This window comes from Nonlabens sp. SCSIO 43208 (genome assembly GCF_050703575.1).
Classification (GTDB): domain Bacteria; phylum Bacteroidota; class Bacteroidia; order Flavobacteriales; family Flavobacteriaceae; genus Nonlabens; species Nonlabens tegetincola.
Genome location: NZ_CP065365.1, coordinates 2,138,116 through 2,161,447, shown reverse-complemented (window position 1 = coordinate 2,161,447; position 23,332 = coordinate 2,138,116). Strand labels below are relative to the sequence as shown.

Here is a 23,332-nt window from a genome sequence, read left to right as displayed (position 1 = left end):
CTTATTATTCTGGGTGATTACCCAATAGTAGGTTAAGGATATCAATCGCAGCATCGCTTATTTTGGTTCCAGGTCCAAAAACTGCCGCCACGCCAGCATCAAACAAGAACTGATAGTCCTTTCTAGGGATCACACCACCTACAATAATCATGATGTCATCACGACCGTACTTTTTAAGTTCTTCCTTCACTTGCGGTACGAGCGTTTTGTGACCAGCAGCAAGGGATGACACGCCTAGTACGTGAACATCGTTTTCTACAGCTTGTTTAGCAGCCTCAGCTGGTGTTTGAAACAGTGGTCCTATATCCACGTCAAAACCTACATCAGCATATCCTGTAGCGACTACTTTGGCGCCACGATCGTGACCGTCTTGACCCATTTTGGCAATCATAATACGCGGTCTACGACCTTCTTCTTGTGCAAATTGGTCTGCTAGTTGTTGCGCTTTCGCGAAAGCGTGATCATTCATAATCTCTTTTTTATAAACGCCTTGTACACTCTTGATCTGTGCTCGATAACGGCCAAATTCTTTTTCCAGCGCATCAGAAATCTCACCCAAGGTAGCGCGGTGTTTTGCAGCTTGTACTGCAAGCTCCAATAAATTGTGTTCACCCGTTTTAGCAGCTTGTGTAAGTGCTTGTAAGGCGTTTTGTACTGCAGCCTCGTCACGACTAGCACGTATTTGCGACAGTCGTTCTATTTGTTCATTACGTACCGCGGTATTATCAACCTCAAGTGTATCGATCAAGTCCTCGTCGGGACTAGGGTATTTATTTACACCTACAATAGTATCAATTCCCGAATCTATACGGGCTTGTTTTCTAGCAGCAGCTTCTTCAATTCTCATTTTAGGAATACCAGCCTCAATGGCTTTGGTCATTCCGCCTAGTTCTTCAACTTCTTCAATAAGTTGCCACGCCTTGTGAGCGATCTCGTGCGTGAGTTTTTCTACGTAGTAGGATCCAGCCCAAGGATCTACCGTTTTAGTAATACCTGTTTCTTCTTGTAAAAACAACTGGGTATTACGAGCTATACGTGCGCTAAAATCGGTAGGCAAGGCAATGGCTTCATCCAGTGCATTAGTGTGCAAACTTTGTGTACCACCAAAGGCTGCTGCTGCGGCTTCAATCGTGGTACGAGCTACATTGTTAAATGGATCTTGCTCAGTAAGTGACCAACCACTGGTCTGACAGTGCGTGCGCAGTGCAAGTGATTTGGCATTTTTAGGTTCAAATTGTTTGATCATTTTGGCCCAAAGCATGCGCGCTGCACGCATTTTGGCGATTTCCATAAAGTGATTCATTCCAATCGCCCAGAAAAAGGACAATCTAGGAGCAAAGGAATCTATATCCAATCCAGCGGCTAGTCCCTTGCGCACATATTCTAATCCATCTGATAGGGTATAGGCTAGCTCTAGGTCACTAGTAGCACCAGCTTCGTACATATGATAACCGGATATGGATATCGAATTAAATTTAGGCATGTTTTTACTGGTGTATTCAAAAATATCTGAGATGATTTTCATACTAGGAGTAGGCGGATAGATGTACGTATTACGCACCATAAACTCCTTTAAAATATCATTTTGAATGGTTCCGGCTAGGTCTTTTTGATCCACGCCTTGTTCCATAGCAGCCACAATATAAAAGGCCATAATCGGTAACACAGCGCCATTCATGGTCATGGAAACCGACATTTTATCTAAAGGTATACCATCAAAAAGGACTTTCATATCCTCAACACTATCAATGGCAACACCAGCCTTACCTACATCACCTACTACACGATCGTGATCACTATCATAACCACGGTGTGTTGCCAGGTCAAAGGCTACAGACAATCCTTTTTGTCCAGCAGCGAGGTTACGTCTATAAAAGGCATTAGATTCTGTCGCACTAGAAAAACCAGCGTATTGACGCACTGTCCACGGTCTTCTTACATACATGGTAGAGTAGGGACCACGCAAGTTGGGCGCGATTCCTGCTACAAAATCACGATGTTCAACATCATCAATATCATCGGGTGAATAATTGGTTTTTATGGCGATACCTTCGGCAGTGTCAAAACTCGCAGCGCTTGCCACTTTTTTTGAGCCGCCGTTAAAATCTATTTCTAATTGTGAAAGGTCTTTTCTTTTCATTTGTGTGTGCTGTAAGTAGGCTTTTACTTCAGTTTTCAATTAGGCTTGTTTCTCAAAATCTTCTGCCAGTCGTTTAGGGACGATAGGAGCGATGAGTGTTTTTCTAGGTTTGGTTTTTACATAAGGATACAGCTCGTATTCCTCTTGCATTCCTTGATCCTGATTAGGATATTTATTTACGCCTACAAGAACTCTGTGCCCTGTTTCTAATGCCTCGCGTTCTTTGGCATCACTTTCTTTGAGTTTGCGCTGCACCGTACCGTCAAACAAGGTTTGTACAAATCCGCCGGCTTTTTCTATTTCCTTAAACAAGTCATTGGCTTTTTCGGCTAGTTGTTTGGTAAGGTCTTCTATAAAATAAGCGCCATCGGCAGCATTGTGAATTTTATCAAAGTAAGCTTCGTCTTTAAGTACTAATAACTGATTGCGCGCTATACGTGTTCCAAATTCATTTTCTTTATTGAAAAAGGCGTCGTACGGTAGGTTATAGATCGTATCGCAGCCACCTAATACAGCACTCATACACTCGGTTGTAGTGCGTAGCATGTTTACGTTATAGTCCAATAAGGATTTGTTACGCAGGCTAGGCGATGCGGTGATGTACGCTTCTAACTCCAGTCCATAGGCTTTACCTAAAGACTTGGTTACTAATCGATAAGCGCGGTATTTGGCAATGTTCATGAAGTAATCGCTGCCTATCGCGGTATCGATGTTGATTCTTTTTTCCGCTTTCGCGAAAGCGGATATCATATCATACTGTTCTAGGTGATTCAAATACTCGTTTAAATGAGCCATATAGTAAGCCAATTCCTGCACGGCAGAAGCACCTGCTTGTTGATACAAACTAGTGTTTACAGTAATATTTGAAAAATAGCCTGGATGTTGTAAAAGAAAAGCCAACCATTTTTCATGATCGGGTTTTAAGTTTTCAAACCAATTACCGTCACTCGCTAATTGATTGATAATATCCAAATGAACATAGCATTTAGGTAGTGCTTGTTGCAATTTTTCTAAAAACCCAAGGTCTAAAAACTGTGGATGCACTTGAATACCTACATGGGGTAAATCCTTAAACAACACTTCTATATCGATTGAGTTGTTAGGTATAATAAAAAGTACGCCTTCGGCACCTCGGGACAAAGCGTCCTTAGCCTTTTCATTGGCTACAGCAGCATCACCAGCATAAATAGATTGGGAAATGTACCAGCTGCCTGTTTGCGTAGCACGAGTAGGTACTTGAATAGGAGTGGCGTCATCACTGTGATAAAAAGGTTTGATATCGATACCTTCGGCAGTATGCGTGATTAAGGTCTCGTTATAGTCGGCACCTTTAAGATCTACATGTATTTTTTGTTTCCATTCCTTGGCGGTAACCGGTGAAAATTCTTCAAATAATTTACTCATTCTCTTTTTGTTTAACAGAGTCTGGATGTTCTATGATAAAAACTTCTTCGTTTTGTTTTTTCATTAAGTAGCGTTCTCTAGCAAATTTTTCTAGACCTTTTTGCGTACTTAATTGACTGATGCGTGCACTGTCGCGTTTGATACCTTTTCTAAAAAAGGCAGCATTTTGCTCCTTTTCAGCAATTTGCTTATCAATTTCATAATGAGAGGTAAACCAGGCATTTGCATCTAGAAATAAAATCCACACAATAAAAAACAAGCTTATAAGCACATACTTGTTGCTAAAAAACTGGTAGTATTTATTCTTTTTGATGGATTTCCAATTCATACCTCACTAAAATAAGCAATTAGGCTATTTTTTGATCAATAATAGTGCGTAAAATTTTAACACCTACTTTATTAAAACGATTGGTAGGTATGATCACATCGGCATAGGCCTTTGTAGGTTCAATAAATTGTTGGTGCATAGGTTTTAAGGTGTTTTGATAACGTTCTAGCACCTCGTTCATATCCCGGCCTCGATCTACAATATCTCGTTTTAACCTGCGAATTAATCGCTCGTCACTGTCACAGTCTATATAAACCTTGATATCAAACAGCTTGCGTATTTTAGGCATTGTAAGGATAAGAATACCTTCTACAATTATAACTTGGCTAGGAGCTGTAGGAACAGTCTCGCCCGTACGATTGTGATCTACAAAGGAATAAATAGGCTGGTCAATCGTAATTCCTTTACGTAGTTGTTTGATGTGCTTTTCCAATAAATCAAAATCAATACTTTCTGGATGATCAAAATTGATTTTTACTCGTTCTTCATAACTCAAATGACTAGTGTCCTTGTAATAACTGTCTTGTGAGATGACAGTAACCTCATTCTCTGGGAATTCATGGACCATTTGTTGTACAACAGTGGTTTTACCGCTACCTGTTCCTCCTGCTACGCCTATTATTAGCATGTTGATTTTGTTTTTGCAAAAATAGGATTTTGTTAGGTGACGACCACGTTAATTTACACGTGCTTTGATAAAAACTATTGACAGATTTCTGAGTCGTTCTTTTGGAATTGTTCATAAGAAATGAAGGCGAGCTTTTTAAGAACCGATAAAGCGATTTATTTTAGCCTAAAGCCGTTTTTTATGTCTATTAAATTAGATCCTAGTTGGAAGGAAATGCTGCGCGAGGAAATTGATGCGCCGTACTTTGAGGAACTTACTGATTACGTGAGAAAAGAATACGAGGAACACACGTGCTATCCACCAGGAAGCAAAATATTTGCAGCGCTAGATCGCACTCCGTTTGAAGAGGTTAAAGTCGTTATTATAGGTCAGGATCCTTACCACGGACCAGGGCAAGCTAATGGTTTATGCTTTTCTGTAGCTGATGGTATTGCACATCCGCCTAGCTTGATTAATATTTTTAAAGAAATAACTACCGATTTACAAAAGCCTTATCCCAAATCGGGTAATTTAGAAAGATGGGCAGATCAAGGTGTTCTACTCTTAAATGCCGTACTCACAGTAAGAGCTGGACAAGCAGGTAGTCATCAAAAAATAGGCTGGGAACGATTCACAGATGCTATAATTAAAAAAATAGTTAATGAAAGAGAAGGAGTGGTGTTTATGCTTTGGGGTGGCTATGCTAAAAAGAAAGCCAAATGGATCGATAAAAAGAAACACCTTATTCTAGAAAGTGGACATCCTAGTCCATTGAGTGCCAACAGAGGTTATTGGTTTGGAAACCGTCATTTTTCAAAATGCAATCAGTATTTACGAGAGCAAATGAAAGAACCTATTGATTTTTAAAAGGCTTACTTAAAATTGAGGATCTGGTTGACGACGTTGATCCCATTTAATATCACTAAGGGCGCTTGCCTTAATACCAATAAAGAAGAACCAAGATTGATTAGGACCAATAGGTGTCCAGTTAAAACTCATTCTGAAACTTTCTAGATCTCTATTGAATCGTAATGTTGTGAATGAAATACCATTATTTGCAAAATCATAACCTGTGTTTCCTCCTACAGACCAGCGCGGTGACAATTCCACATCACCACTCACCATTAAAGATTGACGGTTGATTTCATTTTGTCTTGCCGCATTATTATACGTCATCGTATAAGCAATATTAAGACGCCATGGAATTTTAAAACGATAACGTTTTTCATCAACATTCACTTCTTCTGGATCTTGCTTTTTGTTTTTATAGTTTTCGGCATAATCCAGTGGTTTTCCAAAGAGGTCGTCCTCGCGACCACCTTGAGATAAAGATCTATTTTCTACTTTTTCATCACCAAGATCATCTTCTTCATCGTCCTCACTGCGAGTAAAGTCCTTGTCACTCAAGGTAAAGTTTAATCGAGCTCCAGCGTTGGTTAATCTAAACAAGCTACCACCGTTATTGATATTAAACTCATCTACACGACGATTGTTAGCGTCTAGAGCATACGGATCTAGATTTGCATTTAAGTTTAAGTCAATTTTTTTAGTAATAGGAATTACTGCACTCATATTAATGGGACTCCACTGCAAACTATCACCAGCGAGGTTATAGGCTGTTTGAAAATTCAAACTTTTAATAAGTTGCACCTTTCTAGGTTCTGTTTTTGTGGTATCTCGTTCTCGTACCTTAGCCTCTAGATTATTTTGAACACCTATTCCTATTGAACTAGAGAAGTTGCGTCCTGGTGCGCCAAATAGGGTACGGTCAAATCGGCTCGCAAAACGTTCCTCAGGAAAAATATCTTGACCGCTTTCAGTCAGAACACGATCGTAATATTGATCAAAACTAGGATTTGCCGAATACGAAATATTAGGTCTTATCGTGTGACGTATAGCCTGATACTTTCCCTTTTTATTACTATTTTCCCACAAACCATATATTGTAGTACCTACACTAGCACCATACCTATAGGTTCGATACGAATCAAAACCAGATAGCGTATCAATTTCAGTAGTGGCTAGACCTTGATCGTTAATCACCGCAGTGGTTTTAGTGGTTTGAAATACCCAAGTTTCTTCATAATTGGCATTTGCCGAAACACTAAAAGCACCTACCTTAAAGTTAGTAGCAACTGGAATTGTGTGTCGAATACCGCTTTGCGCACCTTCAAACATTCTATCAGATAGAAAATCCTCGTCAGTAGTAGTGATTCGGTTTTCAGCACGTACATTATACTGTAGATTGATGTTCTCGATAATCCCTTTCTTTGCACCGAATTTAGGAGCAAATGGGAAAACTCGAGAAACGCTTCCTTGAAAATTAGGTAGGTTCATGGTAACCTCACCTGTTTGTACTAACTGTGAATGGGTAACACCTATATTAAAATTAACCTGAGGTTCTCCTTGAAAGGTTTTAGAATAGTTAATCGAACTACTAAAATTGTTGTTTAAGGTAGCCGCTTGATTAATTTGGTTAAAGCTGTTGCTATAAAATCTAGAACTACCTAGGTTTACACTAGCACTAAATCTGGAGTCTGGATTTGCCTTTGGATCCTGACTGTGTTGCCAATTAATGTTATAAATAGTCGATTTTCTAAAGTCTGAAAATCCGCGCTCACTTTGTACTTGATTTTCGTATGAAAATCTAAAATTACCATTGAAGCTGTATCTTTTGGCATAAGAGCTCTCTACCCGAAAACCATAACTACCATTAGTAAAATAATCACCTAATACCGTAAGATCTACATAATCATTAATAGCAAAATAATAACCACCGTTTTGTAAAAAGTAACCCTGATTTACATTGTTACCAAAGCTAGGAACGATTACTCCACTTTTACGTTCCTCAGTCATTGGGAAATAAGCAAACGGTAAACCTATAGGAGTAGGAACATCGGCAATCCACATATTGACAAGTCCTGTTACAATTTTCTTTTTAGGAACAAATTTGATCTTTTGAGCAAGAAAGTAGTATTCTGGATTATCAGGATTTGAAGAAGTAGTAAAACGAGCACGCTTCATGTAAAAAACAGAATCGTTCACCTTTTTTGTAGTCTCTGCAAATACATTAAACTCGCCTTGAGTGGTCCTTGAATTATAAGTTAGTGCTTTTTTAGAATCCTTATTAAAAATGATGCTATCTGGTTCTACGACATTAGTTCCTTGAGTAAAGACAGGTTTTTGTTCATAGGCTTGAGTACTGTCATTTACAATTCCATAAGCAAATACATCACCTGTATTATTATCAATCACTATTTTACCAGCTTCAAGCTTGGTATCACCATATTCAATAATGGCATTATCATATAATGTAATAATATTATTACGTCTATCGATACGCTTTCTATTAGCTTTTGAAACTAATTTATATTCTAAAAATGGTTTCTTTTCAGTTGTGGTACTATCTTTTTTAGTACTGTCTTGTGGTTTAATTAGGTCTTCTGCATTAACCTTAAGTTCCTTTTCTTCTTCAGGTTTTGGTTCTTCCTTTACTGGAATAGGCGTATTGGAGCTAGGTAATTCCTGGCTCCAGCTGTAATTTAAAGCTGTTAAAAAGACGGTGAAAAATAAAAGTGTCCTCAATGGATGGTACAATCTTCTTATTAGTAATTTCGTTACAGAATAGTCTTGTTTTTGAAACGCCAAAACTACGTATAAATTTTGTAGGTAGATGAATTAATTACAGGGATGTATACCGCAGGATAGATCCTGTTGAATTACAGGAAGTTGGTAGAAGTACAAGAAAGTTTGGTTATTACGCTTTCGCGAAAGCGTACCTATGAGCCAGCTTACCGTTATAAAATGGTATAACAATTGTATAAAGCAAATAACAAGTACGTTAATAAGGAAAACGAATTCGATTTTATGAAGATATATATTGCTCTATTGCTATTTCTAGGTTCTTTACAGCTGCACGCAGGTAATGAACCTGTGGATTCCACCATCACAAAGCCGGCAAAAAAGTTTACCGTAGTATTAGATGCTGGTCATGGTGGTAAGGATCCAGGTAAATTAGTTTCTAGCGTACGTGAAAAGGATATTGCCCTAAAGGTGGTGAAATATTTGGGTAAAGAATTAGAGGACCATACGGATATTGAAATCGTTTATACACGTACAACTGATAAGTTTTTAGAATTATACCAAAGAGCAGATATTGCTAATAAAGCCAAGGCAGACCTTTTTATATCAGTTCACTGTAATGCAGCAGCGTCTCGCAGTGCCAAAGGGAATGAAACCTGGGTATTGGGATTACATCGTAATGCCGATAATCTAGAGGTTGTAAAACGAGAAAACGCAGTAATTCTACTGGAGGAAGATTATGAAGAAAAATATGCCGGTTTTGATCCTAATGATCCTGCAAGTTTTGCCAGCAATCTAATTGTGCAAGAAGAATACTTGGACAATAGTATTGAGATGGCGTCCAAGGTTCAATCAAATTTTGAAGCAGATTTAAAACGAAAAAACCGCGGTGTAAAACAAGCTGGATTTGCAGTATTAAGATTATCCTACATGCCTAGTGTTCTTATAGAAACAGGTTTTATTACCAATGCTGAGGAACGTAAATTTTTAAGTAGTTCGACAGGTCAAAAAAAGGTGGCACACGCCATTTATGATGCAGTCATTAAATACAAAGCAAATCGCAGTCTCAATGATTTTGTAATAGAAGACATTACGGATTTAAGTGAAACAGTTGAATCTAATAATACTATTTATAAGGTTCAAATAGCAGCTAGTAAAAACAAAATAGAGGCAAAGTCATACAATTTTAAAAAGTTACCAGCCATATCTAGAGAACAAGAAGGAGCCATCTACAGATATTTTACAGGTAGTTTTAATGATCTTAAAAAAGCACAAGATTTACAGAAGAAAGCGGTTAAGCTAGGATATAAATCTGCCTTTATAGTTAAGTATGAAAATGGCGAGCGCAGTCGCTTGTGATAACTCGTTGTTAATATAGTTGTATACTACATAGAGCTTATTATCTTTACATTTGTGAAAATCTGTAAAGATGAAAGTTTCTAAAGAAGTTAAGGTAGGTATTCTTACTGTTGCCTCAATCGCATTGTTTATATTTGGATATCAATATCTTAAAGGTCGTAATTTATTACAAGACGATCGTAATTTTTATGCGGTTTATGACAATGTAGAAGGCCTTACAAAGTCGGCTCCTGTTACTATAAATGGGCTACGAGTAGGAAATATTGACGATATTCAGTTCCTAGATTCTAGTGGAAGATTGTTAGTAAGTTTTCATGTAGACGGCTCATTTAACTTTTCAAAAGAAAGTACAGCGAGTGTCTATAGCACTGGTTTAATAGGAGGAAAAGCACTTGCTATCGTTCCAAATTTTTCGTCGGACGGACCTATCGCCAAAGATGGTGACACCTTATCATCTAAGATTGATGAAGGACTACAAGGAAAGGTAATGGATGAATTCCTGCCTCTTAAGGACAAGATTGAACATTTGATTACCACGTCAGATTCGGTGATGAGTGATTTACACAAGACCTTAAATAAAGATACAAGAACATCAATCACAAACAGCCTTGCCGAAATTGAAGACGTACTTAGAGAGTTTAAAGGGATAAGTCGTAATACCAATCAAATACTAGGAGATAATAAAGAGGCGATAGATAGGACCATTAAAAATCTCGACAAAACAAGTAGTAATTTTGCAGTTATGTCAGATTCATTGGCACAAATAGAACTAGCTGGTACCATTAAAAATTTAGAAACATCGGTAGGTAAATTCAATAATTTGCTTGATCAAGTTTCAAACGGTGAAGGAAGTTTAGGAAAACTTATGACCGACGACAAACTATATGTGAATTTAGAAAAGGCAACTAGACAAGCCGAAGAATTATTACAAGATATTAAATTAAACCCTAAACGTTATGTTCATTTTTCTGTGTTTGGAAAGAAACCAGGAGAATATGAAGAACCAGAAAATCGAGACAGATAAAGCACTATGAAGATACTTTCCATCATTGTTTTTGCCCTTATTCTAGTGGCCGCAGTAGGTTTATTCGCTAGAAACATCAAGCGTATGATACGCAACATTAAATTAGGTCGAGAAGTTGATCGATCTGATAATAAAAAGGAACGCATGGCGCAAATGCTGCGTATAGCGTTTGGACAATCAAAAATGGTTCGTAGACCTGTATCTGGTTTTCTACATGTGGTTGTCTATATAGGTTTTGTTATCATCAACATTGAAGTACTTGAAATTATAGTTGATGGTTTGACAGGATCACATAGAATTTTTGCTCCATTCCTTGGTGGCTTCTATGACTTTTTAATTTTCACGTTTGAAATACTTGCCTTTTTAGTTCTAGTATCGGTTGTCATTTTTTGGTTACGCCGTAATGTAATGAACATTAAACGCTTCATGATGGGAGAATTAAAAGGTTGGCCTAAAAATGATGCAAACTACATCTTGTATTTTGAGGTTGTTCTTATGAGTTTGTTCCTTACCATGAATGCGACAGACTTTATTCTACAAACAAGAGGAGTTGAAGGATATGCACACGCAGGAGAAATATATGGATCCTTCCCAATAAGTGGTTTTATAGTTCCTTTATTTGAAGGCATGGCCGATAGTACTCTTATTATCGTTGAAAGAGCTGCATGGTGGCTGCATATAGTTGGTATACTGATATTCCTTAATTATTTATACTGGTCTAAGCACCTACATATATTACTAGCATTTCCTAATGTCTACTTGGCAAAACTTACTCCACAAGGTAAGTTCACTAATATGGATGCCGTAACCAAGGAAGTAAAACTAATGATGGATCCTAACGCAGATCCGTTTGCTGCTCCAGACCCATCAGCAGAAGAAGGAGAACCAGAAAGTTTAGGAGCACAAGATATCTTTGACCTCAATCAAGTCCAATTATTAAATGCCTACACATGTACGGAGTGTGGTCGTTGTACGAGTGAATGTCCTGCAAATATTACTGGTAAAAAATTAAGCCCTAGAGCCATCATGATGAAAACTCGTGATCGTTTAGAGGAAGTAGGAGCGGTGATTAATAAAGAAGGTGAGTGGAAGGACGACGGTAAAACCTTACTGAATGACCACATCACAACCGAAGAACTTTGGGCTTGTACTACCTGTAATGCCTGTGTAGAGGCTTGTCCTATAGGAATTGATCCACTTAGTATCATTATGGAAATGCGCAGGTATTTAGTTCTTGAAAATAGTGCAGCGCCTAATGAGCTTAATATTACGATGGGTAATATTGAGAATAACGGTGCACCATGGCCTTACAATCAAATGGATCGATTAAACTGGGCAAACGAATAAAAGAAATAGATTAAGTGATTTAAATTACGCTTTCGCGAAAGCGTAATCATCAAACAAAATATACAATGAGCGAAGCATTAAAAGTCCCTACAGCAGCAGAGTTTTTAGCACAAGGAAAGCAACCAGAAGTGTTGTTTTGGGTAGGTTGTAGTGGTAGTTTTGACGATAGAGCAAAAAAAATAACCAAAGCGTTTGTAAAGTTATTGAATAAAGCAGGCGTAGAATTTGCCGTTTTAGGTGCAGAAGAAAGCTGTACCGGTGATCCCGCTAAACGAGCAGGAAACGAGTTTTTATTTCAAATGCAAGCCATGATGAACATTGAAGTTCTTAATGGTTATGAAATCAAAAAAATAGTAACAGCTTGTCCACACTGTTTTAATACGTTAAAAAACGAATATCCAGAACTAGGTGGAAATTATGAAGTAGTACACCACACCCAATTTTTAAAATCATTAATAGCAGAAAGTCGTTTAAAAATTGAAGGTGGTAAGTTTAAAGGAAAAAAAATTACCTATCATGATCCATGTTATCTAGGTAGAGCAAATGATGAATATGAAGCTCCTAGAGAGTTATTAGAAAAACTAGATGCAGCATTACTAGAAATGAAGCGCAGTAAACGTAATGGGTTGTGTTGTGGTGCTGGTGGTGCTCAAATGTTTAAGGAGCCGGAACCTGGTAACAAAGACATAAACATTGAACGTACTGAGGAAGCTCTAGAAACCGGTGCCGAAATTATCGCTGCAGGATGTCCATTTTGTAACACGATGATGACTGATGGTATTAAGGCAGCAGAAAAGGAAGGTAAGGTAGAAGTGCTTGATGTCGCAGAATTAATCGCAAACGCAGAAGATCTATAACATGAGACACCTATTATCTACCATCTTGTTTTTATTACTAGTAATTACTAGTCAAGCACAGCAGTTTAATGAAGAAGGTATCAATACCTTAGCCGACAAGGTTTGTGAGCAACTGACTAAAGATGACATTAACGCTAGTGAACAAGGTCCAGGTGAAGCGGAAGCCTATTTTGAAAAAACCGTAGTTAATGTGGTGATGAAAAACTACAGGCTTTTTAAATCTAAAGGACTAGATATTAATGAACAAAATGGTGAAGCAATAGGTGAGGAAATGGCCATAGTACTTATGGCAAATTGCCCTAAAGCTGCAGAGCTTTTTACAACCATGGCAATCGAGTCTATGGATGAAGAGGAAGACTCAAGTGAATCAGGTGTTGTTGTAGGAACTGTTGTAAGTATCTCAAGCGATATGATTCCTGTAATTACTGTGAGAGAAAATAATGGGAATATTGTTAAAATCCTATGGCTATCTACTGTAGAAAATTATCACTTGTTATACGACGCAGCAAACGATGGTAAAAAATACCAGTTCACTTTTTACGAGGCAACTATTTATGACGGTCGTATTCAAGAATATCGCGATATGAACGTACTTGAAATGGTGCAAGGCGTTTAAAAAATAAGTATGTCTAATAAATTACCTTATGGAAAAGTACTTATAAGTGCTTTTATAGGTGGAAGCGTGTATGCACTGATAATGAGCGCCTTCTATATTTATATGGAAGAACGCCCATTTAGTTTCATTAAATTCATCATTGATTTAATTTTAGGGATGGCAATTATGTTTGCCGTTACTTATTATAATTACCGAAAAAGAAAATAAAATGCTAGTAGAGTTCAATCAATTACCTGATGATGCCAGAGTTTGGATTTACCAGGCAGATAGACCATTTACTGATGAAGAGCTTGAAACTCTTAAACCACAAATGAATGCTTTTCTTGATCAATGGACCGCTCACGGGAAAGATTTGAATGCTGGTGTAGATTATCCCTACAATCGTTTTATCGTACTAGGATTAGACGAGTCAAAGGCAGGTGCTACCGGTTGTTCTATAGACGCATCGGTTCATTTTATTCAATCCATAGAAAAAGAGTTCGGTATTGATCTTATGGATAAAATGAACGTTACATTTAAAACGGGACAATATCTTGCTCACAAAGATCTTGCTGCTTTTAAAAAAATGGCCAAGGATCGCAGTGTATCTGCTAAGACTATCGTATTTAATAATTTGGTGCAAAGTGTAGGAGAATACCGTGAACACTGGGAAGTTCCAGCTAGCGAGAGCTGGCACGCCAGATTTTTCAAGTAACAAAAATCCATTTACCAACTACTGCCATGTCACATGATATTTTTTTACTTAATATTTCTGGACAAGATAAACCAGGACTTACAGCAGCTCTCACCGGTGCTTTGTCGGATTATGGTGCAAAAATTCTAGACATTGGTCAGGCCAATATTCATGAAACCCTTTCATTAGGTATTCTTTTTCAAATTCCCGCAGGAGAAAAATCTGCTGGCGTTTTAAAAGACTTACTTTTTAAATCTTATGAATTAGATATTCAGGTAAAGTTTTCACCAATATCCAATGAAGATTATGAAAACTGGGTAAATCTTCAAGGGAAAGATCGTTATATCATTACGCTATTAGGAGAACAGCTTACTGCACAACAAATAAGCGCTGTGACAGATGTCATTTCTATAAATGGATTGAATATCGATTCTATAAAAAGATTGACCGGTCGTACCTCATTAATTCATCAAGATGAGTACAAGCGTGCATCGATACAACTTTCAATAAGAGGGAAAATTGAGAATAAGGAACAACTGACTGAGAGTTTTATGAAAATCTCAGAACAAATGGATCTAGATATAGCTTTTCAAGAGGACAACATGTTTAGGCGCAACCGAAGATTGGTTTGTTTTGATATGGATTCTACACTCATACAGACTGAAGTTATTGATGAACTTGCCGATCTCGCAGGAGTAGGAGATGAAGTAAGAGCTATTACAGAAAGTGCCATGCGTGGAGAACTTGATTTTTCCGAGAGTTTTAAAAAACGAATGAAGCTTTTAAAAGGTTTAAAAGAGAGTACTCTAAAAGAAGTGGCGCAGCAATTACCTATAACAAAAGGTGCCAGAAGACTCATTGAGACCTTGCGCAGTTATGGTTACAAAACGGCTATCCTTTCAGGCGGTTTCACCTATTTTGGAAACTATTTGAAAGAAGAGCTAGGCATGGATTATGTGTATGCCAATCAATTGGAAATTAAAGATGGTGAACTCACCGGTAATTACATAGGTGAGATAGTAGACGGTTCTAAAAAAGCTGAATATCTTAAAGAAATAGCTCAAAAAGAAGGAATTGACATTGCACAAACCATTGCAGTAGGCGATGGTGCTAATGATTTACCCATGCTTAATCTTGCTGGTCTAGGAATTGCCTTTCATGCAAAACCCAAAGTTCAAGAAGATGCTCAAAGCGCTATAAACAGTATAGGCCTGGATGGAGTTTTATACTTTCTAGGATTTCACGATAGACATATTGATTTGATGAATCCGTAATCGTTAAAAAACGGTTTAAAAACCACAGAACTTTTAGCAAATTCATCACACACAAGGATACAGTTTTCCTTATCTTTCCTTATTAGGAACAGTTATTGATTTACTGTAATTCTTTAGACTTCTATGAATTTAAAACATTATAACTACTATCTAGTTAGCCTTGTATTTTTAGGTCTCGCTTTCGCGAAAGCGCAGTCACCAACACTGGAATCAAAATCATTAAAATCCGAAATATCACAATCAGTAAATCCATTGCATGCAGATGATGTAATTGCTCAACAAATATGGGTTGACAGTATTTACAATCAGATGACAACTAGGCAAAAAATAGGTCAGTTGTTTATGGTTGATTTGTTTTCTAATAAAGAAAAAGCGCATATCGATAAAGTGCGTAATTTGATTAAGAATCATGAAATAGGCGGAATAATTTTTTCAAAGGGAACACCACAACTTCAAGCTCCATTAACCAATGAGTTACAAGCCTTATCCAATGTACCTCTTATGATAGGTATGGATGCCGAATGGGGACTTGCCATGAGGTTAGAGAATACATTTGCTTATCCATGGAACATGACGTTGGGTGCCAATCCAGGTGATGAATTAACCTACGAAGTGGGTAAACGAATAGGCGAACACTGCAAGCGTTTGGGTGTTCATATCAATTTTGCTCCAGACGTGGATATTAATACCAATCCAGATAATCCTATCATCGGTAACAGAAGTTTTGGTGAGGATAGGGATAATGTTACCAGAAAAGCACTTGCGTTTATGAATGGAATGCAGAGTGTAGGTGTGCTTGCTAGTGCTAAACATTTTCCAGGTCACGGTGATACTGATCAAGATAGTCATAAAACCTTGCCTACCGTAAGTTTTGATGCAAAGCGTATTAATGAAATAGAACTGTATCCTTATAAGAGACTTATTGATAACAATTTAGCTAGCGTAATGGTTGCTCATTTAAATGTTCCTAGCTTGGAAACTAGAGCAGGATATCCAACTAGTTTAAGTGAAAAAGTAGTATCTGGTTTACTGCAAAGGGATTTAGGATTTCAAGGACTCATTTTTACGGATGCACTAAATATGAAAGGAGCAAGCAATTTCAGTTCTCCAGGTGACATTGACCTAGCTGCTTTCAAAGCTGGTAATGATGTGCTGTTAATTTCAGAAAATGTTCCAAAAGCTATTGATAAAATCGAAGAAGCTTTAAAAAATGGTGAGATTACTGAAGATCGTTTAAAACAATCTGTTGTCAAAATATTGCAAGCTAAATATTTAGTTGGTTTGCATCAATATACACCTATAGAGTTGTCCGGATTGCAAGAGGACTTGATTACTAATCAAGATGTTTTGTTGTATGAGAAATCCATTTCAAACTCGGTTACCTTATTAAAAAACACAAGTAATTTGCTACCCTTAAAAAACTTAGAAACTAAGAAAATAGCTTATGTTCAAATGGGTGATGATCATGGAGACGCTTTTATAGAGCAACTTAATAAGTATAGTAGAGTAGATCTTGTGAGGGCTGCTCGTCTTGATGAACTTATGAATAAGCTTTCTGCCTATAACACGGTTATAATTGGATTTCATAAATCCAATGATTCACCGTGGAAATCATATAGTATTTCTGATAAAGAGTTAACTTGGATGTATGAGATTGCAAGAAAACACGATGTAATCTTGGACGCTTTTGTAAATCCGTACACGTTTAGAAAATTAAAATCTACAACCAATTTTGAATCCATAATAGCTTCTTATCAAAATAGTGAAGTAAGTCAACAGGTAAGTGCTCAAATGATCTTTGGCGCAAGAGATTTTAAGGGCAAGCTACCGGTTACAAGTGGAGAATTCAAAGTAGGTACTGGAATTTATCTTCCTAGTATTGGTAGATTATCCTATTCAACTATACCAGAAAGTGCAGGTTTAAGCAGTGCTATGATTGCCAAAATTGATAGCATTGCTAATCATACAATTGATCATCAAGGTGCACCTGGAATGCAGGTCTTGGTAGCTCGCAAGGGTAGGGTTGTGTTTGATACTAGTTATGGATTCCATACTTACGATAAAAGAAGACGTGTAAGTAGAAGTGATAAATATGATATAGCATCAGTTACCAAAATTGTGGCTACTTTACCTTTGGTGATGGAACTTCAAGAACAAGGCATTTTAAGCTTAGATGATACTTTAGGTGAATTACTACCAGCATATAGAAACACCGATAAAGAGAATATTACAATCAAGCAAATGTTAAGTCATTATGCAAGATTAAAACCATGGACTCCATTTTACAGCAACACTTTAGATAGTATTACACAAAAACCTTTAAAACAATTATATAGCAATACTAAAAAAGGTGGCTATTCTTTAATTGTTGCAAATAATTTATATGGAAAATCTGTTTTAAAAGACAGCATTTCAAATAGCATCAGATTATCTAGCTTACGCGAAAAGTTGGAATATAAGTACAGTGATTTTCCTTACTACATCCTTAAGGATTTCATCGAAGGCTATTACAACCAAGATTTAAATGAACTTACTCAGAACCATTTTTATGCCTCTTTGGGTATGGAGAATACAACGTATTTACCAAGGAATAAATTTGATAAATCAGAAATTGTACCTACTGAGAATGACACCGTATTTAGAGATCAACTGGTTCATGGTTTTGTGCACGATCAAGGTGCTGCTATGCAAGGTGGTATTGGCGGACATGCAGGTGTATTCTCTACCTCAAACGACATTGCCAAAATGATGCAAATGTATTTACAAGGAGGCTACTATGGCGGTAAGAGCTATTTCAAAGAAGAGACTATAAATACATTTAATTTCTGTTATTACTGTGATCAAGAGGTTAGGAGAGGAGTCGGTTTTGACAAGCCTCAATTAGATGAAGTAGGCCCAACTTGTGGATGTGTGAGCATGCAAAGTTTTGGTCATAGTGGCTTTACTGGAGCTTACACTTGGGCCGATCCAGAAAACGAAATTGTGTATGTCTTTCTAGCAAATCGTATTCATCCTGATGCGAATAATAAGTTTTTAATTGAGGAAAATATTAGAACTAACATTCAGCAGGTGATTTATGATCACATTATTGAATAAAATATAAATATGAAAATAGCCATAGTTTGTTATCCAACCTTTGGAGGAAGTGGAGTAGTAGCGACCATGTTAGGAACAGCACTTGCAAAACGTGATCACGAAGTACACTTTATTACGTACCATCAACCTGTTCGCTTAGATTTACTGGCTCGTAATATCTATTTTCATGAAGTAAGTGTTGAAGAATATCCCTTATTTCATTATCAACCCTATGATTTAGCATTAAGTAGTAAATTGGTAAATGTGGTTCAAGAATATGGCATAGAATTACTACATGTTCATTATGCCATACCACATGCCTATGCAGGTTATATGGCTCAGCAAATGCTTAAGGAACAAGGAATAGAACTACCAATGGTCACCACGTTACATGGTACTGATATAACCTTGGTAGGAAATCATCCTGTCTATAAGCCTTCCGTAACGTTTAGTATCAATAATAGCAATATAGTATCATCAGTATCAGATAGCTTAAAACAAGACACGCTAGAATTATTTGACATAAGAACTTCAATCGAAGTCGTGCCTAACTTTATTGATATGAGTATGTATTCTGAGGAGTTTAAAGATTGTGATCGCAGTATGATGGCCTTTCCTCAAGAACGCATCATAACACATTTGAGTAACATGCGACCTGTAAAACGCATTCAAGATGTCGTAAGTATTTTTGAAAAAATAAGTAAGGAAATACCTAGTATTTTAATAATGGTCGGTGATGGGCCAGAAAGAGCTGCAGCTGAGGAATATGCTAAAAAACTAGGTTTACAATTAAAAATAAAATGGGTAGGAAATAGTACCGAAATAGACCGCATTCTTTGTTTTACAGATTTATTCTTACTACCATCTGAAAAAGAAAGTTTTGGACTGGCGGCGCTAGAGGCAATGGCTAATAAAACACCGGTAATTTCTTCAAATACCGGTGGATTGCCAGAGGTTAATGAAAATGGTATTACAGGATATACAAGTGATGTAGGTAATGTAGAAGAAATGGCATTAAATGCTATTAAAATATTGAAAGATGATGACACTTTGAGTAATTTTAAAACATCAGCGTATAATAAGGCACAAGAATTTGATATACATAAAATAGTTCCACTATATGAAGAATTGTATCACAAGGCTATTTATAGCAAGCATAATAATGATTAATTTGAACTCTTGCGGTGTTAGCAATGAGTTAAAAGAAAGACGAGAAACCGGATATGAAATACTGTATCAATCACAAATAAGTGACTGTACAGATCAAAAAATTCGAATACTCGATGATGAAGACCAATGGACACAATATGTAGATAGTTTTAGAAATGGCAAATTAGAATCCGTTTCTAATATTGATTTTAACAAAGAATTTATTGCCGTAGTATGTGCTGGCACAAGAAATACGGGTGGTTATCAAATTAAGTCTCCGGTTATTTTTAAAGAAAAAAATACTATGATGTATTATTTTGAAGTAGAAGGACCAGGTAAAGAGGATCTAGTAACTATGGCTATAACACAACCAATGATGGTAGTAAGAATACCATATAGTAGTAATAAGGTTATTTGCAGATGGAAGTAACAAGTACAGTATTCTTCTCAGAATGCTGTGTTTCTATTTGACATAATATTTATTATAGTTCAATATGATTATGTATAAATATCGAATTACGATAAATTCATTAAATGGAGTTATTAATACCAAAAGCATCATTAATTACTGAGTTATATGAAATTATTTATAAGAATCTATTAATAATTAAAGAATCACATATTTAAAGTACAAATAATCATACTGCATTATTAAAATCTCAACAAACCTGTTATATATTGAATGATTCTTATTTATACGTAATTTGAGCGTACGCTTTTTTAATTTTTACTTGAATAAATGATAATTATGCATAGCAAACCGTGTTTTCATCGATTCATACAACAGAATTATCTTACATTTCATCTAAAATATTAATTAATCCCTTTAAAACTAAATATCGGTATTATGCGCGCATAACATATTGATAACGTGGGAAATGTTAACAAATAAGCTTCAATAAATATTTTAACATATGTTAACTATGAAAGATCTCTAACCTTTTCGTAATTAGTTCGTTAAGCTTTATGCACTACATTTGTACTGGATTAATTATCCAAGTTAAGTTTTGTAAATTATAAAGAAGTTGTTTTGACTAGTGTATAAAGGCCATTTGCTCTCGCAAGTGGCTTTTATCTTTTATATCTTTTTTGGGATAATTTGAAAATTCAGTAATTAGCTTGTACTTCATATAAACTACAAATGAAGGCTTTACTAGTTGTTACATTATTCTCTGGGCTTAGTTTTATATTTTATGGATTCAGCTGTTTGTATTCGAAAAAAATGAAAGCAGAGTTCATTAGATTCCGTATACCTCAATATCGCAATATTACTGGATTACTTCAAATATTAGGTGGATCCAGTCTGGTTATCGGTTACTTGATGTCAGTTTGGTGGTTAGCCTTTCTAGGAGCGTTAGGACTAGCCGTTTTAATGGTGTTAGGTTTCTTTACCCGACTTAGAATTAAGGACAGCCTACCATTATCAGCTCCTGCTCTACTCTTCTCCTTGTTAAATGCGTTTCTAGCCTTTAAATTTTACACCTATATCTAATACAAGTAAATAAATAGACACAAGGTCAGAAATAAGGCTGCTGGAAAAGATTTATAAAGCGGATCACCAATTTTTAAATGCATAACTACTGATCCAGTCAACAAGGCAGCCAACCCTAAAGCCGCATAGCTTTCAATTCCACTTACCCATATGGAAGCTATTAATAATAAAGATAATGACACCTTGAGAATACCAACAATATAACATACTTGCACAGGTAATCCATAAACTTTGAATTCCTCAACTAGCGTATCGGCGTCGCCACCTCTCCATTTTGTTTTCTTGTTTCTTTGAACTAACCAAACATTCAATAAACTTACTGCTACAATTATTTTAAGGGCGATAATCACGTACTCCATTTCTAAAACTTTTATTTTTAAAGGTATACGAATGTCTAACAATTTATGTTAATAATTAAACAAAACAATGTTAGCAATTTATTATTTCATGTGAAGATCAAAAAAAAACCCTTCTGTTAGAAGGGTTTTTGATTTTCTATCTTTAATTATACTTATAGACCAACTCTGTAAATAAGATCCAAGCCTACAAAAAAGCTACTGTCAAATTCGGCATTTAATCTATTACGATCATCACCACTCACCTGGAAAGTTAACACCTGTGCTCCTACTTTATCTCCTGTGTTATACACACCATAGTCAGTAGTATCAAAACCTGCTTTAATACGAGCTAAAACTTGGTTTTTAAACAATCCGTAGGAAGCATACAAACCGAATCTAATTGATTCTTCTTGAGCATATAAATCTTGAGAATAACCATTAAGGAAATAAGATTTAACACTTGTCCTTAAATCAGCACCTAGAGCAAATTTCTTACTGAAATAATAGTTAGCCTCCATTTTAATAGGTAATAAAGCGTCTAGAGTAAACTTTCTATTTTTAGTTCTGTAATACACACCAACCAACGGCGTAATTATTTGTCCAAATTCTTCGGTACTAGAATACATTCCAAAACGGTAAACTCTTCTGGAGTTTTTCTTCATCTCCATAAAGGCTATAGCGCCAAATTGAAAAGCATTATCTAAATCACCATCAAAATTTGAAGCAAATTTTGGTAGCAACACATAATTACCCGTCCATTTTCTACTATGTTTCATTTTCACCCCTAAATTTAATCTAGTCATCAATAGTCGATCGTCCTCTAATGAATTAAAAATGTTAGGGAAATTTGCTCCTTGTAGACTAAATAAGTTGTCTATTTGAGTATTCTCAACAGTTAGACCAGTAACTAAGGTCGTTTTGGAACTTAATGGTGTAGGATATAAAATTTCTAAATTAACGTTAGAAATATCTGTTTCTTCAAAATCTCCATCAACATCTTGCATTGAAGTTCTAGCGAGATTTAACCGCACAACATCTAGCGTAGTCTGTGAAAAAGCTACACCAGTCATAAGGAAACATAGTAAAAAGGTAAATTTTCTCATTTGTTTATTAATTAATCGCTCAATGATACTATAAAATTATGAGAAATTTAAGAACACCTAGTAGAAAATGAGAATATAATAAACCTGTTAATAGGTAAACACACTCATTCTAAGATCGTTTACGCTTTCTTTGTCTTGCCTTTTTCTCGCGATATTTTTTTATCCTTTTAGCTCTTTCGGCGAGTTGAATGCTGTCGTAATTAGCTGGTAAAGCCTCGGTATAAGCTTTCCAGGTGGACTTGCCTTCAAAGTAATCGATAGGAATAGCACTTTCTTGTTCCTCAAGAGTTTCCTGTTTAAAGGCATTTATTAAAATGTCTTCTATATAAAAATCATCTACAACCATATGGGGTTTGTACTCTTCCTTTAATGAAATATCAAAAACCTTTGCCGTGTTATTGAACCAGAATGCACTCCAGCCACTACGTAATCGCTTAATCAGTTCAAATGCAGTGTCGCCTGTCTGTCTGTGAATTAATTTAATAAGAATTTGCCCTTCAGTCCGTGTCAATTTCTTCAGTTCGGCAGTGAATTCTTCCTCGATATACTTTTCGACCATTTTTGCATATCGTTTTTTATCCCTAGTATTTTCTAATGTCGCTAGCCTTTTATCCAATTCCTGTAACCTTTCTGCTGCTAGTTTTGCATAGGGCCACACTTTCAAAGTTTTACGTTTTAAGATTAAATACCTTATACGTTCGTATTTATGGTCAAATTTCAACTTTTGAATAAGCATAATTTGGTCCAGTTCCACAGCACTCACTGAATCACCGTCTATAAAATAATATTCTGGCGAGCTGGATTTTACGCTGTCTACTTTTACCTTAAGTGTATCTGGTAATTGCGCTTTCGCGAAAGCGTACACAAAACAAACCAATAGAATAAAAAGTAATTTTTTCATAGCAGTTACCTCTGTTCAAAAGGCATTCCAAAAATAATAAAGCTGCCACTATAAAAAGTGCTA

At 36.3% G+C, this 23,332-nt stretch carries 21 protein-coding genes; 13 read left to right on the top strand and 8 right to left on the bottom strand.

The window, feature by feature from the left end; all coding sequences use genetic code 11:
• Positions 1-4 precede the first annotated feature (4 nt).
• Genes scpA through udk form a run of 4 tightly spaced genes read right to left on the bottom strand, consistent with a single transcriptional unit; the run spans position 5 to position 4,500 of the window.
• Positions 5-2,140, bottom strand: coding sequence for a methylmalonyl-CoA mutase (gene scpA / locus I5168_RS09945; RefSeq protein ID WP_431472763.1), 2,136 nt, complete (start codon positions 2,138-2,140; stop codon positions 5-7).
• 39 nt (positions 2,141-2,179) lie between these two features.
• On the bottom strand, positions 2,180-3,544 hold the full coding sequence (locus I5168_RS09940; RefSeq protein ID WP_431471663.1) for a methylmalonyl-CoA mutase subunit beta: 1,365 nt from the start codon (positions 3,542-3,544) through the stop codon (positions 2,180-2,182).
• On the bottom strand, positions 3,537-3,872 hold the full coding sequence (locus tag I5168_RS09935; RefSeq protein WP_042280225.1) for an FtsB family cell division protein: 336 nt from the start codon (positions 3,870-3,872) through the stop codon (positions 3,537-3,539). Before I5168_RS09935 ends, I5168_RS09940 begins: the two co-directional genes overlap by 8 nt.
• 19 nt (positions 3,873-3,891) lie before the next feature.
• Positions 3,892-4,500, bottom strand: a complete 609-nt coding sequence (gene udk, locus I5168_RS09930; RefSeq protein ID WP_042280226.1) for a uridine kinase — start codon at positions 4,498-4,500, stop codon at positions 3,892-3,894.
• Between the two features lie 180 nt (positions 4,501-4,680).
• Between udk and ung the strand changes: the two genes are divergently transcribed.
• Positions 4,681-5,346, top strand: coding sequence for a uracil-DNA glycosylase (gene ung / locus I5168_RS09925; protein WP_431471662.1), 666 nt, complete (start codon positions 4,681-4,683; stop codon positions 5,344-5,346).
• 9 nt (positions 5,347-5,355) lie between these two features.
• Here ung and I5168_RS09920 read toward each other — a convergent pair whose 3' ends face one another.
• On the bottom strand, positions 5,356-8,064 hold the full coding sequence (locus I5168_RS09920) for a putative LPS assembly protein LptD (RefSeq protein ID WP_431471661.1): 2,709 nt from the start codon (positions 8,062-8,064) through the stop codon (positions 5,356-5,358).
• A gap of 282 nt (positions 8,065-8,346) precedes the next feature.
• Between I5168_RS09920 and I5168_RS09915 the strand changes: the two genes are divergently transcribed.
• From I5168_RS09915 to I5168_RS09860, 12 genes are all read left to right on the top strand, one after another.
• Entirely contained in the window at positions 8,347-9,420 is a 1,074-nt protein-coding gene (locus I5168_RS09915) for an N-acetylmuramoyl-L-alanine amidase (RefSeq protein WP_085774726.1), read from the top strand.
• 70 nt (positions 9,421-9,490) lie between these two features.
• Entirely contained in the window at positions 9,491-10,444 is a 954-nt protein-coding gene (locus I5168_RS09910; protein WP_431471660.1) for an MlaD family protein, read from the top strand.
• Positions 10,445-10,450: 6 nt separating this feature from the next.
• Positions 10,451-11,791 carry a (Fe-S)-binding protein gene (locus I5168_RS09905; protein WP_042280228.1) on the top strand — a complete coding sequence of 447 codons (1,341 nt, stop codon included), beginning with the start codon at positions 10,451-10,453 and terminating at the stop codon, positions 11,789-11,791.
• A 65-nt stretch (positions 11,792-11,856) separates the two neighbouring features.
• Positions 11,857-12,648 carry a (Fe-S)-binding protein gene (locus tag I5168_RS09900; RefSeq protein WP_042280229.1) on the top strand — a complete coding sequence of 264 codons (792 nt, stop codon included), beginning with the start codon at positions 11,857-11,859 and terminating at the stop codon, positions 12,646-12,648.
• A gap of 1 nt (position 12,649) precedes the next feature.
• Positions 12,650-13,264 (top strand): hypothetical protein, encoded by a 615-nt coding sequence (locus I5168_RS09895; protein WP_431471659.1) that lies wholly within the window; start codon positions 12,650-12,652, stop codon positions 13,262-13,264.
• A gap of 9 nt (positions 13,265-13,273) precedes the next feature.
• Positions 13,274-13,471 (top strand): hypothetical protein, encoded by a 198-nt coding sequence (locus I5168_RS09890; RefSeq protein ID WP_060522463.1) that lies wholly within the window; start codon positions 13,274-13,276, stop codon positions 13,469-13,471.
• Between the two features lies 1 nt (position 13,472).
• The gene (locus tag I5168_RS09885; RefSeq protein WP_431471658.1) at positions 13,473-13,958 is read left to right on the top strand and encodes an ABC transporter ATPase; all 486 of its coding nucleotides are present in this window, start codon (positions 13,473-13,475) and stop codon (positions 13,956-13,958) included.
• Positions 13,959-13,984: 26 nt separating this feature from the next.
• Positions 13,985-15,211, top strand: coding sequence for a phosphoserine phosphatase SerB (gene serB / locus I5168_RS09880; RefSeq protein WP_431471657.1), 1,227 nt, complete (start codon positions 13,985-13,987; stop codon positions 15,209-15,211).
• A gap of 123 nt (positions 15,212-15,334) precedes the next feature.
• Complete coding sequence (locus tag I5168_RS09875) at positions 15,335-18,307, top strand: glycoside hydrolase family 3 N-terminal domain-containing protein (RefSeq protein ID WP_431471656.1); 2,973 nt, start codon at positions 15,335-15,337, stop codon at positions 18,305-18,307.
• A 9-nt stretch (positions 18,308-18,316) separates the two neighbouring features.
• A complete protein-coding gene (bshA, locus tag I5168_RS09870) occupies positions 18,317-19,456 on the top strand; it encodes an N-acetyl-alpha-D-glucosaminyl L-malate synthase BshA (RefSeq protein WP_431471655.1) in 1,140 nt (379 codons plus the stop codon).
• Between the two features lies 1 nt (position 19,457).
• Entirely contained in the window at positions 19,458-19,865 is a 408-nt protein-coding gene (locus tag I5168_RS09865) for a protease complex subunit PrcB family protein (protein WP_431471654.1), read from the top strand.
• Between the two features lie 711 nt (positions 19,866-20,576).
• Positions 20,577-20,927, top strand: coding sequence for a DoxX family protein (locus I5168_RS09860; RefSeq protein ID WP_431471653.1), 351 nt, complete (start codon positions 20,577-20,579; stop codon positions 20,925-20,927).
• Here the strand turns inward: I5168_RS09860 and I5168_RS09855 are convergent.
• The 3 genes from I5168_RS09855 to I5168_RS09845 form a co-directional block, all read right to left on the bottom strand.
• Positions 20,924-21,286: a DoxX family protein gene (locus I5168_RS09855; protein WP_042280287.1), complete on the bottom strand. Its 363-nt coding sequence runs from the start codon at positions 21,284-21,286 to the stop codon at positions 20,924-20,926. The genes I5168_RS09860 and I5168_RS09855 overlap by 4 nt on opposite strands.
• A 152-nt stretch (positions 21,287-21,438) precedes the next feature.
• On the bottom strand, positions 21,439-22,368 hold the full coding sequence (locus I5168_RS09850; protein ID WP_042280237.1) for a hypothetical protein: 930 nt from the start codon (positions 22,366-22,368) through the stop codon (positions 21,439-21,441).
• 109 nt (positions 22,369-22,477) lie between these two features.
• Complete coding sequence (locus I5168_RS09845; RefSeq protein ID WP_431471652.1) at positions 22,478-23,269, bottom strand: DUF4294 domain-containing protein; 792 nt, start codon at positions 23,267-23,269, stop codon at positions 22,478-22,480.
• Positions 23,270-23,332: the final 63 nt, after the last annotated feature.

Coding starts and splice junctions, on each gene's coding strand:
- scpA (WP_431472763.1), bottom strand. CDS start 2,140: ATGAAAAGAAAAGACCTTTCACAATTAGAAATAGATTTTAACGGCGGC.
- I5168_RS09940 (WP_431471663.1), bottom strand. CDS start 3,544: ATGAGTAAATTATTTGAAGAATTTTCACCGGTTACCGCCAAGGAATGG.
- I5168_RS09935 (WP_042280225.1), bottom strand. CDS start 3,872: ATGAATTGGAAATCCATCAAAAAGAATAAATACTACCAGTTTTTTAGC.
- udk (WP_042280226.1), bottom strand. CDS start 4,500: ATGCTAATAATAGGCGTAGCAGGAGGAACAGGTAGCGGTAAAACCACT.
- ung (WP_431471662.1), top strand. CDS start 4,681: ATGTCTATTAAATTAGATCCTAGTTGGAAGGAAATGCTGCGCGAGGAA.
- I5168_RS09915 (WP_085774726.1), top strand. CDS start 8,347: ATGAAGATATATATTGCTCTATTGCTATTTCTAGGTTCTTTACAGCTG.
- I5168_RS09910 (WP_431471660.1), top strand. CDS start 9,491: ATGAAAGTTTCTAAAGAAGTTAAGGTAGGTATTCTTACTGTTGCCTCA.
- I5168_RS09905 (WP_042280228.1), top strand. CDS start 10,451: ATGAAGATACTTTCCATCATTGTTTTTGCCCTTATTCTAGTGGCCGCA.
- I5168_RS09900 (WP_042280229.1), top strand. CDS start 11,857: ATGAGCGAAGCATTAAAAGTCCCTACAGCAGCAGAGTTTTTAGCACAA.
- I5168_RS09895 (WP_431471659.1), top strand. CDS start 12,650: ATGAGACACCTATTATCTACCATCTTGTTTTTATTACTAGTAATTACT.
- I5168_RS09890 (WP_060522463.1), top strand. CDS start 13,274: ATGTCTAATAAATTACCTTATGGAAAAGTACTTATAAGTGCTTTTATA.
- I5168_RS09885 (WP_431471658.1), top strand. CDS start 13,473: ATGCTAGTAGAGTTCAATCAATTACCTGATGATGCCAGAGTTTGGATT.
- serB (WP_431471657.1), top strand. CDS start 13,985: ATGTCACATGATATTTTTTTACTTAATATTTCTGGACAAGATAAACCA.
- I5168_RS09875 (WP_431471656.1), top strand. CDS start 15,335: ATGAATTTAAAACATTATAACTACTATCTAGTTAGCCTTGTATTTTTA.
- bshA (WP_431471655.1), top strand. CDS start 18,317: ATGAAAATAGCCATAGTTTGTTATCCAACCTTTGGAGGAAGTGGAGTA.
- I5168_RS09860 (WP_431471653.1), top strand. CDS start 20,577: ATGAAGGCTTTACTAGTTGTTACATTATTCTCTGGGCTTAGTTTTATA.
- I5168_RS09855 (WP_042280287.1), bottom strand. CDS start 21,286: ATGGAGTACGTGATTATCGCCCTTAAAATAATTGTAGCAGTAAGTTTA.
- I5168_RS09850 (WP_042280237.1), bottom strand. CDS start 22,368: ATGAGAAAATTTACCTTTTTACTATGTTTCCTTATGACTGGTGTAGCT.
- I5168_RS09845 (WP_431471652.1), bottom strand. CDS start 23,269: ATGAAAAAATTACTTTTTATTCTATTGGTTTGTTTTGTGTACGCTTTC.